General features: G+C 27.1%; 14 protein-coding genes. 4 read left to right on the forward strand and 10 right to left on the reverse strand.

What is annotated here, in order from left to right; all coding sequences use genetic code 11:
- Positions 1 to 44: 44 nt before the first annotated feature.
- Positions 45 to 1,262: an arginine deiminase gene (arcA, locus tag AYC60_RS01635; RefSeq protein WP_067320503.1), complete on the reverse strand. Its 1,218-nt coding sequence runs from the start codon at positions 1,260 to 1,262 to the stop codon at positions 45 to 47.
- 215 nt (positions 1,263 to 1,477) lie between these two features.
- On the opposite strand from arcA, the gene AYC60_RS09275 reads away from it, so the two are divergent.
- From AYC60_RS09275 to AYC60_RS09280, 3 genes are all read left to right on the forward strand, one after another.
- A complete protein-coding gene (locus AYC60_RS09275; protein WP_156447631.1) occupies positions 1,478 to 1,747 on the forward strand; it encodes a transposase zinc-binding domain-containing protein in 270 nt (89 codons plus the stop codon).
- A gap of 253 nt (positions 1,748 to 2,000) precedes the next feature.
- Positions 2,001 to 2,198 carry a hypothetical protein gene (locus AYC60_RS09440; RefSeq protein ID WP_269146641.1) on the forward strand — a complete coding sequence of 66 codons (198 nt, stop codon included), beginning with the start codon at positions 2,001 to 2,003 and terminating at the stop codon, positions 2,196 to 2,198.
- A complete protein-coding gene (locus AYC60_RS09280) occupies positions 2,122 to 2,442 on the forward strand; it encodes a transposase (RefSeq protein WP_067320506.1) in 321 nt (106 codons plus the stop codon). The genes AYC60_RS09440 and AYC60_RS09280 overlap by 77 nt, the downstream gene beginning before the upstream one ends.
- Before the next feature lie 425 nt (positions 2,443 to 2,867).
- Here the strand turns inward: AYC60_RS09280 and AYC60_RS01645 are convergent, their stop codons facing one another.
- The 4 genes from AYC60_RS01645 to AYC60_RS08525 all read right to left on the reverse strand — a co-directional run bounded on the left by AYC60_RS01645 (position 2,868) and on the right by AYC60_RS08525 (position 12,006).
- The gene (locus AYC60_RS01645) at positions 2,868 to 6,839 is read right to left on the reverse strand and encodes a YadA-like family protein (protein WP_067320509.1); all 3,972 of its coding nucleotides are present in this window, start codon (positions 6,837 to 6,839) and stop codon (positions 2,868 to 2,870) included.
- Between the two features lie 1,489 nt (positions 6,840 to 8,328).
- Positions 8,329 to 9,003 (reverse strand): Fic family protein, encoded by a 675-nt coding sequence (locus AYC60_RS01650; protein WP_067320512.1) that lies wholly within the window; start codon positions 9,001 to 9,003, stop codon positions 8,329 to 8,331.
- Between the two features lie 429 nt (positions 9,004 to 9,432).
- Complete coding sequence (locus AYC60_RS01655) at positions 9,433 to 11,805, reverse strand: YadA-like family protein (protein WP_067320515.1); 2,373 nt, start codon at positions 11,803 to 11,805, stop codon at positions 9,433 to 9,435.
- 57 nt (positions 11,806 to 11,862) lie between these two features.
- The gene (locus tag AYC60_RS08525) at positions 11,863 to 12,006 is read right to left on the reverse strand and encodes a hypothetical protein (protein WP_156447632.1); all 144 of its coding nucleotides are present in this window, start codon (positions 12,004 to 12,006) and stop codon (positions 11,863 to 11,865) included.
- Positions 12,007 to 12,233: 227 nt separating this feature from the next.
- Between AYC60_RS08525 and AYC60_RS01660 the strand changes: the two genes are divergently transcribed.
- On the forward strand, positions 12,234 to 13,733 hold the full coding sequence (locus AYC60_RS01660; protein WP_067320516.1) for an IS1182 family transposase: 1,500 nt from the start codon (positions 12,234 to 12,236) through the stop codon (positions 13,731 to 13,733).
- A gap of 146 nt (positions 13,734 to 13,879) precedes the next feature.
- Here the strand turns inward: AYC60_RS01660 and AYC60_RS08530 are convergent, their stop codons facing one another.
- The 5 genes from AYC60_RS08530 to AYC60_RS01680 all read right to left on the reverse strand — a co-directional run bounded on the left by AYC60_RS08530 (position 13,880) and on the right by AYC60_RS01680 (position 19,934).
- Positions 13,880 to 14,044 carry a hypothetical protein gene (locus AYC60_RS08530; RefSeq protein WP_156447633.1) on the reverse strand — a complete coding sequence of 55 codons (165 nt, stop codon included), beginning with the start codon at positions 14,042 to 14,044 and terminating at the stop codon, positions 13,880 to 13,882.
- A gap of 9 nt (positions 14,045 to 14,053) precedes the next feature.
- Entirely contained in the window at positions 14,054 to 18,055 is a 4,002-nt protein-coding gene (locus AYC60_RS01665) for a hypothetical protein (RefSeq protein ID WP_067320518.1), read from the reverse strand.
- A 446-nt stretch (positions 18,056 to 18,501) separates the two neighbouring features.
- Positions 18,502 to 19,206 carry an LrgB family protein gene (locus tag AYC60_RS01670; RefSeq protein WP_067320521.1) on the reverse strand — a complete coding sequence of 235 codons (705 nt, stop codon included), beginning with the start codon at positions 19,204 to 19,206 and terminating at the stop codon, positions 18,502 to 18,504.
- Positions 19,206 to 19,559, reverse strand: a complete 354-nt coding sequence (locus AYC60_RS01675; RefSeq protein WP_067320524.1) for a CidA/LrgA family protein — start codon at positions 19,557 to 19,559, stop codon at positions 19,206 to 19,208. Before AYC60_RS01675 ends, AYC60_RS01670 begins: the two co-directional genes overlap by 1 nt.
- 3 nt (positions 19,560 to 19,562) lie before the next feature.
- Positions 19,563 to 19,934 (reverse strand): response regulator, encoded by a 372-nt coding sequence (locus AYC60_RS01680; RefSeq protein ID WP_067320527.1) that lies wholly within the window; start codon positions 19,932 to 19,934, stop codon positions 19,563 to 19,565.
- Between the last annotated feature and the right edge of the window lie 5 nt (positions 19,935 to 19,939).

Consider the following 19,939-nt stretch of genomic DNA (forward strand, 5'->3'; position numbering starts at 1 on the left):
TATTTCTTCCTTTCATTTCTAAAAAAGTTATTAATTTATTTTTTTTATTTTTCATCCCTTACTAAAGGCATAGACATACATCTTGGTCCTCCACGTCCTCTTGATAATTCGGCACTTGGCATTTCAATAACATTTATTCCATGTTCTCTAAGTAATGCATTAGTAACATCATTTCTTTCATAAACTATTACTTTACCTGGAGCTATACATAAAGTATTTGAACCATCATTCCATTGTTCTCTTTCTGCAGCTATTCTATCTCCACCACCACAAGGTATTAATGTAACTTTAACACCCATATATTGTTCTAATATTTCTTCAAGTTTACCTTCTTTTGGTGTTACTTTTACTTCATTACCATCTCTAGTTAATTCAAATACTTGTAATGGTCCTAAAATTTCAGGATGTACACTAAATTTGTCATGGTCTATTTGTGTGAATACTGTATCTAAATGCATCCATGCTCTTTTTTCAGCTATTCTAAATGCTAATATTGCTTCTATATTTGAATTTGCTTCATCAAATAATAAAGTTTTTGCCGCTAAATCTATAGCTGCTGCTTCAGTTCTTTGAGAGATTCCTATTGCTAATACTTTATCATTAATGTTTAATACGTCTCCACCTTCTATATGGAAAGGATTAGTTCTATCATAGAAGAAAGTAACTTGTCCTTTATATTCTGGATGATAATGGAATATATAATATGCATAAATAGTTTCTCTATTTCTTGTTACAGAGTACATTCTATTTAGTATTACACCATTTTGAGTTGATGCAAATGGATCTCTTGTAAAGTATAAGTTAGGCATAGGATCTAAAATTAATTCTGTTGGATCTTCTAAATAACTTACTAAATCTTTTCTAGGAAGTTTTAATTCAGACATATTAACACCTTCCATAGTTTTAAGAACCATTTCTTTAGTATCTGTATAACTTAAGAAGAAATTTAATAAAGCTTCTTTGTATACTTCAAGTTGTACTCCACCTTCTTCAATAAATTGTTTCAAGAATTGAACTTTTAATTCATGAGAAGTTTCTAAAGTTTCAGCAACTAAATCTTCTAAGTAAACTACTTCAACTCCATTTTCTCTTAAAATTTCAGCAAATCTATCATGTTCTGCTTGAGCTACTTTTAAGAAAGGTACATCATCAAATAGTAATCTTTCTAAAGTATCTGGTGTTAAATTCAATAATTCTCTACCAGGTCTGTGTAGCAATACTTTTTTTAAAGTGTTAATCTCACTTCTTACATTAATAACCATACATTTTCCTCCTGTATATTTTATTTTACAATAAAGTATACCTCTATTTTTAAAATATATATGGAATTTTTTTTATATTTTTTTTGTAAAATATGTTCAAAATTTATTCTATATAAAAAAAGGTGATTCTGGGTTTTAAAAAAATCCTTGAATCACCTCTTTCTTTTCTGTATAATTTAGTTACCACACAAAACTATCAGAAAGGATTGATAAACATGTTTTCTAAAATCAAATTTATCTTCACTAACTCTATCAAGAAATTTTTCTCTAATAAACATATTGAGCATATCAAAAACTCAATTAATAAATTTCTTGCTTGTGGTGATTTAAACAAAGGTTTTGTTACATATAGATGTCCTAATTGTGATTTTAAACATAAAATGAAACTTACTTGTAAGTCCAGATTATATAATTCTTGTGGTTACAACTATTCTATTAAATGGACTAATTCTATTACTAATCATGTTATTAATATACCCTCATAGACATGTTCTTTTTACTGTACCTGAAGAATTTAGAAGATTTATAGCTTGATTTATAGCTTATGATAGACTTATTCTTTCTAAAATGTCTTCTGCTTTTAACTAAATATTTAAATATCAATTTCATAATATTCATGATAAAAATAAAATAAAATCATATATCCCTACTAACTATTTTACTAACTCAGATATAATTTACTACGGCCTAATTACTGTTATTCATACTTTCGGTAGAAATCTTAAATTTAATCCTCATATTCATGCTATTGTTTCTCTTAGTGGTTTCAATAAATATTTCGAATATAAAAAACTTAATTACTTTCATGTTAATTCTATTGCTAATCAATGGAAATTTCTTCTTTGTAATTTAATTAAAAATGGTAACTACCCTAAAAATATTATTAAACAAAAAGCTATTAATATTGTTAATTTCATGTATAAAAAAAGATGTTAGATTCTCCTTTAATGTTGGTGATAATGATGTTAATAATCCTAAAGGTATTATTAAGTATCTTGGTATATATCTTGCTAGAGTTCCTATTGCTGATTATAAAATTACTGATATTGATTTAGATAATAATAAAGTTACTTTTATGTTCAATGATTTAGCTAACGATAAAAATATTACTTTTCATACATTAGATATTAATGAATTTGTTGCTAAATTACTTTTTCATCTACCATATAAACATTATTAATATATTTGGTTTTTATGCTAGAAGAAAATCAAATAAAATTAAATTAGCTTTAGCATTATTTAAAACTAAATTTACTAAAGTTACTTCTTTATTTAGAAAAAATTTTAAAAGTATTTGGGAGTTTGATCCTTTTATGTGTCCTAATTGTGATGTTAAACTTAAAATTCATGAGATTTTTGTTTCAAGTCCTTTTGGCCGACCATATCATAAAATATATAGTTAATATAGCCTATTATTTAATAGGTATTTTTCTGTTACTAAAAAATATTATTTTTTCATTTCTTCTTTTGATTTTTCTATAGAATTTAAAATTATATACGATTCTATACAGTTTATTAAGTTTCTAATTTCCTATAGAAGAACAAAAAAATGTACCTCAAAGTTTAAATATTTTATGTTTAAACTTTTATTGGTACATTTATAAACTATTTCTTAATAAATTCTTTCATTAATCTCTCTAGTTCAGATACTCTATCTTCAAGAGATTTATTTTTTTCTTTTAATTCTTTAACTTCATTATCCAATTCATAAACTTTTTCATCAAGTAAATTTATATTTCCATTTCTTTGTAATGTTAACATATCTTTTCTTCTTGATTCTAATTTGTCAAATTGATATCCAAGTCCTGCTCCAAGTGCAACATGTCCTTTAGTATTTAATGATCCACTTGCCTTATATACTAAGTTTCCTGTTTCATTTAATCCTGATAATCCTAATGCAAATGCATGTTCTCCGTTATAGTATCCATATGCTCCTGCAATATTATGTCTATGTCCTGCTATGTTACTTACTTGTGGTAAGTTTGCCATTGCTACTGCACTTGCTACTCCTGAATTTGCTGCAACTCCTTTTCCAAGTTCATCTTTTACTTTATCTGATAAATCTATTGTAATGTCTGTTCCTTCAGCTGTAGTCTTCACTAACTCAGAACCCTTAATATTAAATTGTATTCCTCCATCTTTATTTAAGCTTTGTTCATCTGTTTCTCCAGTATCTCCACCTAATTTGATGGTATTATTCCCTAAATTACTTACATTAGTATTTATACTATCATGTAAAGATTTTAATTGATCTTCTGTTGCTGCTTGTCCACTAGTTATATTAGTTGGATTAAATGTCTTATTACTTAATCCCCCTATTGTTCCTGTTGTTCCATCTACTGTAACTGCTTTATCTCCACTACCTAGTGTTACTTTATCTGCAAGTTTAATATCATAAATTGTATTACCATCTTTTCCTTCTTTAGATGTTAATGTTACATTTCCTGTAGTAGAATTTGCCTCTTCTCCTTCGTTTGCTGTTATCTTAGTTGAAAGTTTCTTAACATCTCCTATATTTGCAGCATTTGTTTCTACATTTCCTCCTGATGCAACATTAGTTATTTGATTTCCTCCATTATCTAATCCTGTATTTGATAATGTTACTGGATTTTTTCCTGCCTCTGATGGTGTTAATGTTATACCTGTAGGATTAATTACTGTAGTATTTCCATCAGCATCTTTAAACTCTGCACTTGTTAAATCTTTTAACTCTTTTGATAACTTAACTTCTAACTTACCATCTTTTGCATTTACCCCTATGTTGTTGTCTGATAATTTATCCTTATCTGCTCCTCCAACTATTTCTAATTTCTCATTTAATGCTTTCTTAATGATATTGTCTTCACTATCTCCATTATCTCCTGCAAATTTTAATCCGTCATTTAGTGTCGCTACTTCTTCTTTTACTGGTGCTCCATCTTTATCTAATATTGGATTCCCTTCTGAATCTTTTGGTTCATATACTATTCTTGTCTTACCATTTGGATTTAAACCATCTAATCCATCTTTCCCATTTGATACTTGTATATCTGCTGATTTTCCATCTGCACCTTTTAATCCTATTGTTCCTACTCCATCTTTTCCTGATAGTGATACTGCATCTTTTCCATCTTTTCCAGAAATACCTAGCTTACCATCTAAACCATCTTGTCCATCTGGCCCTTTTATTGTTACTCCATCTTTTCCTGTTTCTCCCTTTAACTCTATACTATTTATTCCTGTTATATCTTTTGATAATGAATATGTAAAGTTTTTACCATCTTGTTTTATATCTAAATTATCCCCAGCTTTTAATGTTACTGTTTCGTCTTTAGATACCTTACTTACTGATACTGTCCCTGATGTAGTTCCACTTCCTTCTTTTCCTGATGTTACATTAAATCCATAATTACTTATGTTAGTATTTATACTATCATGTAAAGATTTTAATTGATCTTCTGTTGCTGCTTGTCCACTAGTTATATTAGTTGGATTAAATGTCTTATTACTTAATCCCCCTATTGTTCCTGTTGTTCCATCTACTGTAACTGCTTTATCTCCACTACCTAGTGTTACTTTATCTGCAAGTTTAATATCATAAATTGTATTACCATCTTTTCCTTCTTTAGATGTTAATGTTACATTTCCTGTAGTAGAATTTGCCTCTTCTCCTTCGTTTGCTGTTATTTCAAATTTAGTTGCTTTTATTGCATCATGTATGTTATCTTTACCAGTATCTCCAATATTAGTCATTGTAATTTCACCAGCATTATCTCCACTTGGTGTTATAGTTGCATTTCCACCTAAAATTGTCTTAGTAGCAGTTGTTAAATTACCTAAAGCATTGTTAGTTGCATAAAGTTGTGATCCATTTATTGCATCTGTACTAGTTTTACTAATTTGACCTGCTGCTACATTTTGTAATTGTCTAGTAATTCCTTCATTTTTATTACCTATAGAAACAATTGAATGTGGATTATTTCCTGCAAAACCATTGTATGTTAGTGGTCCTACTATTGCTTCATTTGTTGCTACTGCAGCATCTGTAGAAGAATATGATCCTAAAGAAACTGATGAGTCTATTGTTGCAACAGATGAGTTACCTAATGCTGTTGAATTATTTCCAATTGAATTTGCTCCACTTCCTAGTGCTGTTGATTCATCTCCTGTTGAATTAGCTGTTGCTCCTAATGCAATAGAACTTAATCCTTCAGAACGAGCATTAGCTCCAAGTGATACCGAAGCTATACCTCCAGAAAATGATTTTTCTCCAATAGCAATTGCTCTAAGAGCATCTTCACTTGTATTTGCATAATATCCAGCAGTAATTGAATTATTTCCTAATGCTCCTGCTTTAGAATCTATAGTACCATTATTAGTTACTGGATTGCCAACAGCCTGATTTGGATCATTATTATTTGTATGAAAATAAGTTAATGTAGTATTACTTAATTTTTTTATAACTTCATTTAACTGTGAACCATTAATAGCATCTGTTGAAGTTTCGCTAACTTCACCTGCCGCAACATTTTTCAGTTGTCTTTCATACCCAATTTTTCCAAAAGAAACTATATCACCTGAAACAATTTTTTCTCCTCCAGCCCAATTATATGTAACTCCATTGTATTCATAAGTTTCCTGTTTTCTCCCAGGTCTATCTGTAGAAGAACCTGGTCCAATAGCAACTGAATTGTCTAGATTGGCTGTGGCCCCTGATCCAATTGCCATTGTATTTATTTTTTCAGCTCTTGCTCTTAATCCTATTGCAATACCTAAATCTTCTGCTTGTGCTTGAGTTCCTATAGATATTGCCATTGTATTTGCAGTTGTTGGTGTGTATCCAGTAAATTTATATCCTGGAGTTAATTCAATTCCTGTAAAATTCTTAAAAGCATCCTTTAAAGTAGCCCCCTCAACTACATTCCCATCTACGTCTGTATAAGTAACTGTTTTTTCTATTGCTTTATTAATATCATCTCCACCTATTGCAATTGATGTATCACCATATGCAACAGTATTTCCACCAAGGGCAATACTTTGGTCCCCTTTAGCCCATGCACCATATATGTTTTTTTTCTTTACAGCTTCCCAAGATTCATTTAATAAATTTCTTGGACGAGGATTATCTCCAGCACCTATAGCTATTGATTGATTTATAGATTTTACACCATCACCAACTGTTGTAAAATTACCTATAGCTATATTACTTCTCTGGTAATTCTCTCCTGGTTTACCATAGATATCCCCACCAAGAGATAAACTATGTGAAACATCATATACCTTAGCTGTATTTCCTATTATAGTATTATACTGCCTTGCTGTTGTAGAACCTGCTGATTCATAATATCCACCTATAATCAAAGATTTATTCAATTTTGTTTTTCCAGTAGGTATATTATACCCTGCATCAATTAATATAGTTTCCGTAGGTTTATTTGCAGGATCTGTATTATATTCTTTTTGAGTACCACCCTCAAAAGCAGAATATGATATTGTACCACCTAAAGCTAATAATCCTGTTATTAGAAATACTATTATTGTTTTAGAATCTATACTTACTTTTCTTTTAAGCCATCTCTTTAATTCATTTATTTTCATAAAATTTTGTATGATATTTTTATTTATTAAAATCTACCATACATTTCCTCCTTTTCATAATATATTTACCTTAGTAGTATTATACACCCCCCCGGATTTTGTCAAATTTAAAAAAAACTAAAAGTTAATGATAAATAGAAATTACAAATGGTAAAAAAGTCAATGTTTAGAATGAAATGCACAAAATGTCAAGCAAAAATGAAAATGCAGTTAAAAATTAATGATAAAATTAATATTTAAGTATATTTAAGAGAAGTTAAATCAATAAAATATGTTTCAAAATTAATAGGAGTTTCCTTTCACACAATACTAAGAGAAATTAAAAATAGAAGGGTCCTAAAATTAAACTCTATATTACCATATGGACATATTTCAACAATTGATGAACATAATTGTGACATATTAAAAAACAACCCGTAGTTTGTAATAAGTGTCCTAGATTTCATAAGAATAATTTTAACTATGATTTTGTTGTTTATGATTCTATTAAGGCAAATGAAATGTATTTATAAAGGAATAACAAAAAAAGTAAACCAAAAAGAGATAAATTTCTTAAATTAGTTGAAAAATATATAAGTAAAGGTCAACCAATATCTCATATATTAGTAAATTTATACAAAAAATATGGCGAAACTATTTATGATTGGTCTAGATAATAAAAGTAAAATAATATAGTAATTTTTTAGAATATGTTAAAAAAAATCCAAATGAAACAATAACATACATAGATTTAGTAGAAGGTTGTAAATGTCCTAATTATTCATCTTTTTTACTAACTATGGTAATAACTTCAAAACAATTTTTATTTGTTTTTAAAATAGAAAATAGGAAAGCACAAAGTGTTATAAAAATTTTATATAAAATGTTTAGAAAGTTATTTGATATAATGTTATATGATTAGTGGAATGAGTTTTTAAAATTTAAAGAAATAACAAAAAGTATGTATAATTTATATTCACAAAGCTGCAAAATACTTTACTGTGATACAGCAAGTCCAAAACAAAAACCAAATATAGAAAATATACAAAGAATATTTAGAAGATATGTAACAAAGGGGAGAAATGTTTTTATCATCTTATCCAGCAAGAATACTAAAAGCATTAAATATATAGGAAATAAACGCAAATGATATTATTTCAAGTACGTATAATAAAAATAACAAATAATCAAGATAATTTGAGAATATTGAAATAAGTCTGTAAATTCTTCAAATTTGCTTTTATTTCAAGATTCTTATGATATTTGATATTTAATTTATAAACGACTCAAGATATTATATCTGTTTTTTAAAGCACGACAATATAGAGGGTGTGATTTTAAGACATATACCCATAAACTGAGAACATTTTTTTAAAAATTCATTTTATAGATTTAAGGAACTATTCCTAATAAAATTGGTAATAGTTCCTTTTAAATTTAGATTTTTCATGAGTTTATAAGTTGATTAATATCTTAACTATCTTTCAATATTAATTTATTTGGAAATATTTTATTTAAAATTAATACCATCTATACAATTTTGATATAAAAATTTTTTTATTTCATCCATATTATTTGTTTCATAGAATTTAATTAATAATTCTCTAAATATTTCTTGATGTTCAATGGGTATTGAAATAACCCCTCTCCCATTTTGTATTAGAATTAAATTTGCAATCAACATAGATGTTCTTTTATTACCATCATAAAAAATTTGTGTTCTCATCAAATACAACATTATTGTTAATGCTCTATCAGTAACATTTTCTATTTTTTCAAATTCAATTAAATTATGTTCAATCACTTCTTTAATTGGTATTTCTGGCTTCCAACTTGTTCCACCCATTGTTACATCAGATTTTCTAATATCTCCAGCATAAGGAACAACATTATATTCTCCAACAATTTTATTTACTTGAGATATAAATTTAAAATCTAAAGGAATATCTATATTATCTAATATAAATTGCCAAGCATGTTTTAAATTCGTAATACTATTTATATCTTTTATTCTAAGTCCACTTACTGACATACCTTCATAAATAATTTCAGTTTGAGGGAATGTAACAGCAATACCTTCAAGATTTGCAGACTTCCATAAATAATCAACTAAATTTCTTTTAACTACAAATATATTTTCTTCTAAAGTCATTGAATATTTATCTTTTAGTATTTTATTTTTCATGAATATATTCCTTTCATCTGTTAATTTAATTATAATCTATAATCATTTATGGTTCTTACTATTAAAACTTAAACATTTATCTAGTTTAGGAGACAGAAATTAATTTTTACCATATTTTTTTGAATTTTCAACATCCTAATAATTAGACATAATATTTCCATAATTTTACTCTTTCATTAAAATGTTTATTACTTTCTCTTAATAACATTATACATTATAAAATATCATAAAATCAACATTTTAATCATTCTATATTAAATATAGTATGAAGGTTATATATATTTCAAAGTCTTATTACACTACCTTCATAATTATTGTTTGAACTTGCAAATTTAATTTTATAATCAAACTTTGGCTTAGTATAATTTTTATTTTCTAATACAAAAAGAAATGCTAGTTAAGCAATACTTTTCTAGCATTTCTATATTTTTATTTTTTCAGTACTTCTTGTAACATTTTTTCAAGCTCTAATATTTTATTTTCTAAGTTTTCAACTCTATTTTCAAGTTCATAAACTTTTTCATCAAGTAAGTTAATATTTCCATTTCTTTGTAATGTTAACATATCTTTTTTTCTTGATTCTAATTTGTCAAATTGATATCCAAGTCCTGCTCCAAGTGCAACATGTCCTTTAGTATTTAATGATCCACTTGCCTTATATACTAAGTTTCCTGTTTCATTTAATCCTGATAATCCTAATGCAAATGCATGTTCTCCGTTATAGTATCCATATGCTCCTGCAATATTATGTCTATGTCCTGCTATGTTACTTACTTGTGGTAAGTTTGCCATTGCTACTGCACTTGCTACTCCACTAGCTGCAGAAGTAGCCTTTTCAACTGCTTGTTTTATTTTATCATCAGCTTTATTTATTGCATTAAAAACTGTATCTCCTGTGACAAGATTGTTATCTCCAGCTTCTACTTTACCTGATTTATCTATAGAAATATTTAAATCTCCGTCAAGAACTTTACCATTTCCTGTTACTGTTATTCCAGTTCCATTTAAGTTTCCTTTTATTAAATCAGAAGAACTTAATTTACCATCTAATTCATTTTTCAAATCATCTGATAATTTATCTTTTGTTATTGCTCCATCTTTTAACTCTATGCTTAAATCTTCTGTTCCAAGTATTCTTCCATTTCCATTAGTCACAGTTAAAGTATTACTTACAACATTTCCCTTTTCTAATTTGTTTGTTAAGTATTCATTAGTTATGTTTTCATCTGATAGCTTATTATCTATTTCATTTTTTAAATCATTTGATAATTTATCTTTTGTTATTGCTCCATCTGTTATACTTAATTCTAAATTAGAATCTAGTAATTTACCATTTCCTGTTACTGTAATTCCATTACCAGTTAAATTTCCTTTTACTAAATCTGAAGCATTTAATTTACCATCTAATTCATCACTTAAATCTTTAGATAACTTATCTTTTGTAATTGTGCCATCTTTTAATTCTATAGTTAAATCATCTGTTCCTATTACTCTACCTTCTCCATTAGTTACTTCTAAAGTATTACTAACTACATTACCTTTTTCTACATTTATTGTAACCTTATTTCCAGCTGCACTAGTTGTTATTCCATTTTCACCTTTTATTTCAAAATTAAGTTCTTCACTCAATTTTTTCTTGTCTGTTTTACCTGTATTACCTTCAAAAATTATAGGATTTTCATGAAGTAATGAAACTTTTTCTGCTACAAAAAATAGTTGTGATCCATTTATTGCATCTGTTGATGAGCTACTTATCTCTCCTGCTGCAACATTTTTTAATTGACGTTTATCATTTCCATTTCCTATAGAAACAACCGAAGTTGGTGTATTTCCAGCAAATGTTCCATATGTTACTTCCCCTTTACCTCCATCAATATTTGCATTAGAAAATGGTGTAGGTTCACTTGTAACTGAATTAGCACCTAAAGCTATTGCATTCTCATTTCTTGCTTGTGCTGATTTTCCTATAGCTATTGCATTTAATGCATTTGTTTCTGAATTACTACCTATAGTTATTGAATCTGCAAGATATCCAAAAGCTCTAGACCCAATAGCAATTCCTCTTTCTCCTGTTGGACCTGTCCAAGCATAATCCCCTATAGCAACTGAACTTGCTCCAATGGCTTGTGTTTGGCTAGCTCCTATTGCTACAGTTTTATTTCCTCTAGAAGTAACTCCTGATCCTAAAGCAACTGATTCAGACCCTATTGAATTTACTGAACTTCCTAAAGCAATAGATCTAATTCCAGTTGAAGTTGAGTTATTCCCAAAAACTGTAGTGCTTTCTCCATTTGCTAAAGATAAGTGCCCTACTGAAATTGAATTTTTACCATTAGTATTTGCCTGATATCCAACAGACACAGAATTTTCACCAATATTTGTAATATTGTTTCCAATTGCAATAGAGCCTTTTGAATTTGCATGTGAATTAAATCCAAAAACTGTAGAACTATCTTCTTTAGCTATTACTTTATTACCAAAAGCAACTGAATTTAATCCTATAGATTCTGTATTCACTCCAAAAGCAGTTGAATTTTCGGCTCTTGCTATAACCCTATTACCAAAAGCTGCCGAATTTTTCCCCTTACTTCCTGCATATCTACCAACTGCAGCTGATTCACTCCCTACTGAATTTGACTCTATTCCAACAGCTGTTGAATAATATCCTAAAGCATGGTTCCAAGCTCCTGTTGCAACTGCCCATCTATTCCCTACAACATTTTTGTATCCAATAGCAGCCATGTCTACATTACCTTGATCTCCTGCTTTTAATCTATTAGTTGCCCCTATCGCAATTGCCATACTAGTACCATCTTCAATAATATTTCCTAATTCTATTTTTCTACTTCCATCAGCTTTTTAATCAAGACCTAATATAAAATTTTCAGTCCCATTACCATAATTATTTGTCCCAGATATATTGTTTATTGTCTGATAAATAGTATCTGAATAACTTGTAACTGATAAAAATGCAATTATTGCATATAAATATCTTTTTTTCATAATTCAACTCCATTTTTATATTTTTTTTATTTTTTTATTATACACCCCCCCACTTTTTTGTCAATAAATTTTAATGTAAAATTGGCTGTTGAAAAGTCCTGATTAATAAAAAGAGGTAAAAATATGTGAGTTATCATATAAAATTTACCTCTTTTTTCTTACAAAAAAAAGTATATTAAACCACGTAAAACCTAGTAAAAATGTAGGTTTTATGGTATAATATACTTATGAAATCTTCTACTAATTATACAACTAATTATACAACTTTTTCTGAAATAAAGCAAATGAAACTTTTTAATGCTTTCTACTACCAAATAGAAAATGGAGATCCTGTATTGGAATTAATAAATATATTGGAGGGATTAGATTTAACTGAATTTAAAAAGCTGTTCCAATACAAAAGAAAGATTAATCCTATTAGACTTCTAGCAGTAGTAATTTATGCTTATTCAAGAAAAATTACATCACTTATAGAAATAGAAACATATTGTAAAGAAAATATTAAATTTAAATATCTACTTGATAGTGCACCTGCACCAGATTACACAACTATCTCTAAATTTATGAAAAAATGTGAAAATGTTTTAGATGATATATTTATTCAGTTTAATAGAAGAATATTAGAAAAACAAAACATTAACACAAAAAGTATATATATTGATGGAACTAAACTAGAAGCATATGCTAATAGATATACTTTTGTATGGAAAAAAACAATTATTAAAAATAGAGAAAAAAATAATGTAAAAATAAAAGAACTTATCAGTGAATTTAATTCATATTATGATATGAATTTAATTAATTTAGAAGAAATAATAAATTATCTATTATCAAAAAATATCGAAATGGTTAAAGGAAAAGGTAAAAGAAAATCATTTGAACAAAAGCTTCTAGAAAGATCTTTATCTTTCTTTGAAAAAAATGAAGAATATGAAAAACATCTTAATATAATGGGAGATAGAAATAGTTATTCTAAAACAGATAATGATGCTACATTTATGAGAATGAAAGACGACTATATGAATAATGGTCAATTAAAACCTGGATACAATTTACAAATTGGTGTATGTAGTGAATTAATTATTGGATTTAAAGTCTTTTCTAATCCTACAGATATAAATACTTTAATACCATTTTTAGATTTGTTAATTGATAAGGGGTATGAATTAAATAATATAGTTGCAGATGCAGGATATGAAAGTCTTGTAAATTATGAATATTTAGAGAAAAATAATTTAAATTCATATATTAAACCACAAAATTATGAACAATCTAAAAGTAGAACTTTTAAAAATGATTTAAATAGAATAGATAATTTAGTATATTACGAAGAAAAAAATGAGTTGAGTAGAAAAGATGGATTAATATTTGAGTATATAGAAGACAAAAAAATTAAAGGTATAAATTACAAAATATTTAGAAATCCTGAAACAGATAAGTTAGTTAAATTTAACTTTAAATTTAGAGAATATAGTAAAAGGTCTAGAGAAAATATAGATTCTAAATTAGGAAAAAAATTAAGGTTAAATCGTTCAATTCAAGTAGAGGGTGCATTTGCAGTAATAAAGGAAAATATGAAAGTTAGAAAATTAAAGGTTAAAGGTAAAAAATCTGTTAATAGAGAACTTACTTTCATAATGATGGGATATAACTTTAAGACTTATATGAATAAAATAAAGAATAATAAAAAGGGTGAGATATTGCATAAAATAAAAGAATTAGCATAGATGTTTAAAAAAGTAATACCCTTATTTTTGTTATGCTTAAAATGTAATTAAATAGAAGGAATCATCTAATTTTTAGATTAATCCCTTCTATTTTTTTGAGCATAACATTGAAAAGCTAAAAATTATTCACTTTTCAACAGCCCCTTCTATTTAATTAAATGAACACATTTAGTTTTATTCCAATATTTTTCTGCAATTTTTGCAACCTCTGCAAACATTTCTTCTTCGCTTTCTTTTGAAAAAACTAATTGTTTTTCTTCTTCAGTAAAATCTTTAATTATTTCTTTTACTCTTTCAGGAATTTCTATCATATCTTTCACCTACCATTTATATTCTAATCCTGTTTTTATATTAAATTTTAATCCTTTAAAGTCTTTATTTTCAAAATCAAAAGGCATAGAAGTTCTTAATGTAGCATTCAATCCTTTAAATATATCATATTTTACCCCAAATTCTGGAGATATCGTATTATTTATAGTTATCTTTCTGCTTCCAAATAATTTTTCATCTTCTACTATAACTTTATTCATAGATGTATAATCAACTTTTAAATTATGCATAGCACCAACTGAAAGTATTAATTTTTCAATAGGGTTAAAGTTATATCCTAAATAAGTATCTAATTTCCCTATTATCTTCTTATTTTCTAACAATAAAGTCTCTTCATTTTCTTTAGTTTCAACTTTTACTTCTGGTGTTTTTTTCAGTAATTCTATAAGTTCTGATTCTTTCATTTTAAACCATGAAGATGAACCTTTATATAGTTCTCTATATCTTGAAATATAGTCAGAACCTTTATCTACAGCAAATTTAAGCATATCTTCATATGGTGCATTTTCATCATATACAACATCATTTTCAGGTAAATTTAATATAGAATTATCATATGTTCCATCTGTTACAAATCCTTTTAACTTCCAATAAGAATTTGTCGTTCTTGTTTCGATTCCTGTTCCTTTAAGTTGTTTAAATTCATAACTAATATCTAATTTAGTATTAAAATCAATCCCTAAACCTTTACTATATTTTGCATCGACTAAAAAATTATATTTTTCATAATTTAATTTATTTACATATTCTGTTCTAGTATTTGTTTGATCATAATTTAATTTCTTAAAGTAAACATAATTTCTTGGTCTTTTATAGTAATTTTTGTATGTCCAGAATAAATAGTCCTTACTCTTACCTTCTAACTCACTTGCTCTTGGAGTTTCTTCTCCTGTTGTTTCAGTGCTTCCTCTCTCTTCAGCATTACCTTTAATAGATGAGGCTTTAATATTTATTTTAAAGTCTCCTTCCTCTTTTCTTATATCCACAAAAGGAGTTAAGATATATTCTAGCTTTTTATCAAAAGTAATTCTAGGTACTTTTTCAGATATTCTTTCATACTCTTTTTCATTTCTATCCTTTAATGTTTCTAGAATTTCTGGAATCAATTTTTCTTTTAATATTTCATTTTTTGATTTAATTATTTTTCTAAAACCTAAAACACTTGAAAATTCTGTATCTTTTGAATATTCAAGCCCTAATTTAGTAACTATTTCTTTTCCTTCTTTCGCTAAAATTAATCTTGGCTTAACTGAGAAATTAGCTATTAATGGATTAAGTGATAAACTGAAATCTATATCTTTATCATTACCATCTATATCAGCTCTTAAAAAAGTAGCATCTGCCATTGCTTTATATCCTAGATAGTATCCTAAATCTGAGCCAAGTATAGCACCTGCTTCAATATTACCTGAAGTTTTAAATTTAATAGGATTTCTCTGACTAAATATCGTATCTGCAAAACTATCATCTATTAAGTATTTTATTTCTCCACTATATATTCCTCTTATACCTGCAGGCGCATCTTTTCTTATACTTATAGGTACTTCTAAATGAGTTGAAAATATATAATTATTATATGGTCTATACCTCATTGTAATTCTTGGAGATACTATATTATATACTTCATACGTTGATTTAACTGGTTCACTTTCTACTGTAGCTATATAATCAGATTGATGTATGTCTCTTTTTAATTTAGTATTAGTAGTAGCTTCTTTCTCAACTAAAACTTTTTCAGTTGTTTCTGAAACTATTATAGTTTCTCCTTCTTTTCCTATTGGATTATTTTTATTATCTCTTTTTGCAATATTATTCCATTTAATTTTATCACCATTTTTATCAGTAAATGATTTAGGATTAATCCAACCATAATCACCTATATGTCTTATACCTAAACCTACATTAAATTTATCAGTACTTGGTATATCAAGCCCAAAATAAGTATCCGTATTTAAATTAACTGTATCATATACATATTTTTCACTATTATCTTTTCTAAATAAATTATTTTTTGCAAAAGATAGTGCCATCTTAGTATCAAATTCTATTAATCCTTCTTTATACATAGCATCAAATCCAAGGTGATTTGATTTTTTAATATATCCATATTTCTCTGAATCAACATATATATTATCATTTAATAATAATGCTCCACCCACTTTATAGTTTTTACCAAAATGTCCAGCATTTAATCTTATCTTAGTAGAATATCTTGCCTTATTGTCTTTTAAATCAACATCTGAAAATGATTCCTTTAATTCATCTTCATATTTCATCATATTTCTTTCTTTTTCACTTTGGTGTAGATACATCCCTCTTAACATATCTATACCTTTAATTTCATAAGGATTTTTAACTATATCTTGGATAGTAGGTAAATATTTAATAACTTCTTGTATCTTCCCTCCACCAAATATAGCACCTAAAATACCATCTAGTACTAAACCTGTAGTGCTCGTATTTGCAAGTTCTTTTATCTTATCAAATTTGTATTCTCTACCTATTTCATTTAATACATATTTATTCATATCTGGTCCAAAATAGTGCCATCTTTCTTTTAATTTATATGTATCACTTACAACTAAAGGACCATTATCATATCCTTCAGATGGTCTAGGTGGTTTTTTCATCCCATTATCATATAAATAATCTGCATCTAATTCATCAGATTTTATCTTAGTATAATCAAAGTCTTTAAAATATCCCGGTAAAAGGTAAGCAAATTCACTTGGAATTTGAGTCCATACTCCTATACTAGAATATTTTCTATCTAAAGGAACTCCTAATCTTTTATACATTTTTATAGCTAATTTTTCAGCTAATTTATTCATCTCGTTTTTATTTCCAATTTCAGAGCCAATAGACTGAAGTGCTGAAATTGAAAAAGATGTTAGTCCAGGTTTTTCATCTTTTTCTAATACTTTTGTAACACTTGAAATATTAGAAAAATTTGGATTAGAGTGTATTTCATCAAATACATTTTTAGCAATATATCTAAATGGAGAATCACCATATAAAGAACCTGAATAATGTCCAAGTATTCTTTGTGTTCCTTTAATTCCTGAAACTTCAGCTTTTTCTAAGTCAGCATATTCATTTTCATATTTTTCTTTTGATATTTCTGCAGGTGGATTTTTATATTCTTCTTTAAGAGTCCACTTTTTAAAATATTCAATTTTATCATATCCAGGTGCAGTATGTTTAATTTTATGTAATTCTTTTTCTAAATCATAATTTGATTTAACATTATTAAACAGCACCGAAGTATTTACATATGTCCCACCATTTCTATATTTTAAAGTAGGCCCTATATTTAAATTCTTATCTTGACCTTCAAAATCTAGCGAAACAGATAAACTTTTATCAGGTATAGGATTTATACTAAAGTTATAGTCTACAACCTTATTTTTTAAAGGTTTTTCTGTATCAATTTTGTCTATGTCTACTTTATCCTTACTCTCGCCTATAGCATAATAGTTAATTTCACCATTAACATATTTGTTTTCAGATGTTAATGAAATCTTTAATTTATCGATTTCATTATTACCCAAAAATTGAGTATGAGAGATTTGTTTTCCTAATACATCAACTTTAATTCCTAAACCAAGATAATTTTCTTTTAATTTAACACCCAATCTTTTTCTTAATTCAGCATTCTTAGATAGGTATTTAACTGCAAGCTCAACATCTCTGTTTAGTCCATCATATTCTGGAATATATATTTCTGGTTCCTGAACATTATTCGGGGCAGCACTTCCACCACTTACCTCAGCTTCATAATCACTATATTTCATAGGCCTTAGTAAATCTATCATAGGTGGGAATAATCTAACTACTGTTTCAGCACCATCTGCTCCAAATGTTGCATCCACACCAAATGTAACTTCTCCTTCTACATTACTCTTTTCCTCCATTGAATATGCAAGAGAAGAAAGTAATAATAAAAATAATAACTTTTTTTTATTCATAATACCTTTATGATAAAATATCATATCCTCCTTTTTATTAGCTTCCTAAAAAACCCCTAAGGATATTATAACTTAAAACTAGGAATATTACAATTAAAAATTAAGTTTAAAAACACTCAATTCTTTATATATGTCAAAAAAATGATATTTTTTTATTAGAAAGCATAATTCATTAAATTGATTGACAATTTATATTTGTACATGGTATATTTATTTTAAAATATATAGTGGGGAGAAAAATAATGAATAGAAATTTGTTTTTAGGAATATTAGCATATACAGTGGTCTATATCATCTTTCTTTTTATTGAAAAGAAAGATGGTATAGAGCCTAGATATTTTACTTTAATTAAACATTCATTTTTAGGTATTATAATATATTATTTTATTTTTTATAAATCAAAAAATAAATAATATTGAAGTTTTTGATATATATAAAAAACTGTACACCAATTTTCAGTGTACAGTTTTTTATTTCAATAACATAAGTAATGCGTAAACAACAGGTGCAAAAATAACTGTAAATATTCCTGTTATTATTATTGCAAGACCTGACATAGATCCTTGAACTTCTCCAAGTTCTACTGCCTTGCTTGTACCTATAGCATGTGAAGTTGTTCCAAGAGATATACCTTGTGCTATAGGATTATCTATTTTAAACCATTTAAATATTATTTCACCAAATATAGCACCTATATTACCACATATTATTACTACAACTACCGTAATAGATGGTAATCCATTCATTTTTTCAGTAACACCTACTGCTATTGCTGTTGTGATTGACTTAGGAAGTATAGATGCAATAATTTCATTTTCCATTTTCAATCCTACCATTATTAATCCAAGCATTACTAATAAAAGTAAGGTGCTTATTCCTATACCTAAAAGAATTTCCTTGTAGTATTTTTTTAATATATGAAAGTTCTTGTATAAAGGCATAGCAAGCGCTACTGTTGCAGGAACTATCATTCTATTAAATATTTCACTACCTTTATAGTAATTTTCATAAGGTATTTTTAATAAGTTTAAAAATAGTATTATGAAAATTATGGAAAAAATAGTTGGATTAATAATTGATGACTTAAGCCTTATAGATAAATATCTAAAAAAAGCAAAAGTTCCTATAGTTAAAAGCATACCAAATAAAGGGTCGCTAGTAATTTCCATAAGCATTATTTCTTATCCCCCTTTGATATTAAATATTGTGTTAATTTTCCTACAAGTACTAGTGATAATATTGTAGTAAATAGTGATATCAATAAGATACTCACCCAAATATTTTGTATATATTTAAAGCTTACCATAATTCCAACACCTGCTGGTATGAATAGCATAGCTAAATTATCAACTAAAAACTTTGATGTAGTCTCAACTTTTTCTAATTTAACTATATTATATTGCAGTGCTAAGAAAAACAGTATTAGTCCTATCACAGAACCTGGTATAGGTAAATTTAATATTTTACTTAGGCCCTGTCCTATGAAAGAAAAAGTTAATATATACAGTAATTCTATAATTATTTTCATTTTTTACCTCATTTTCTCTAATAGTTCATTCAATCCTGAAATAAGTTCAAGTCTTGTAAAAGGTTTAGAAATCAAAGCTTTTGCTCCTGATTTTAATGCAAGTTTTTGATAATATGGAATAAATAACATAGAAGAACAAATTGCAATATTTGCATCAGGATGATTTTGCATAATCTTAGCTGTTGCTTCAAGTCCATTAAGCCTTGGCATATTTATATCCATTATCACTATAGTAGGTTTTAATTCCTCATACATATCTATACTTTCTATTCCATCACAAGCTTCATATACTTCAAAATTAGAACTTTCTAGTATTTCTCTAATATTACCTCTGATAACTCCGTTATCATCTACAACAAGAGCCTTTTTTTCCATTTAAT

The organism is Streptobacillus felis, assembly GCF_001559775.1.
Taxonomy (GTDB): Bacteria; Fusobacteriota; Fusobacteriia; order Fusobacteriales; family Leptotrichiaceae; genus Streptobacillus; species Streptobacillus felis.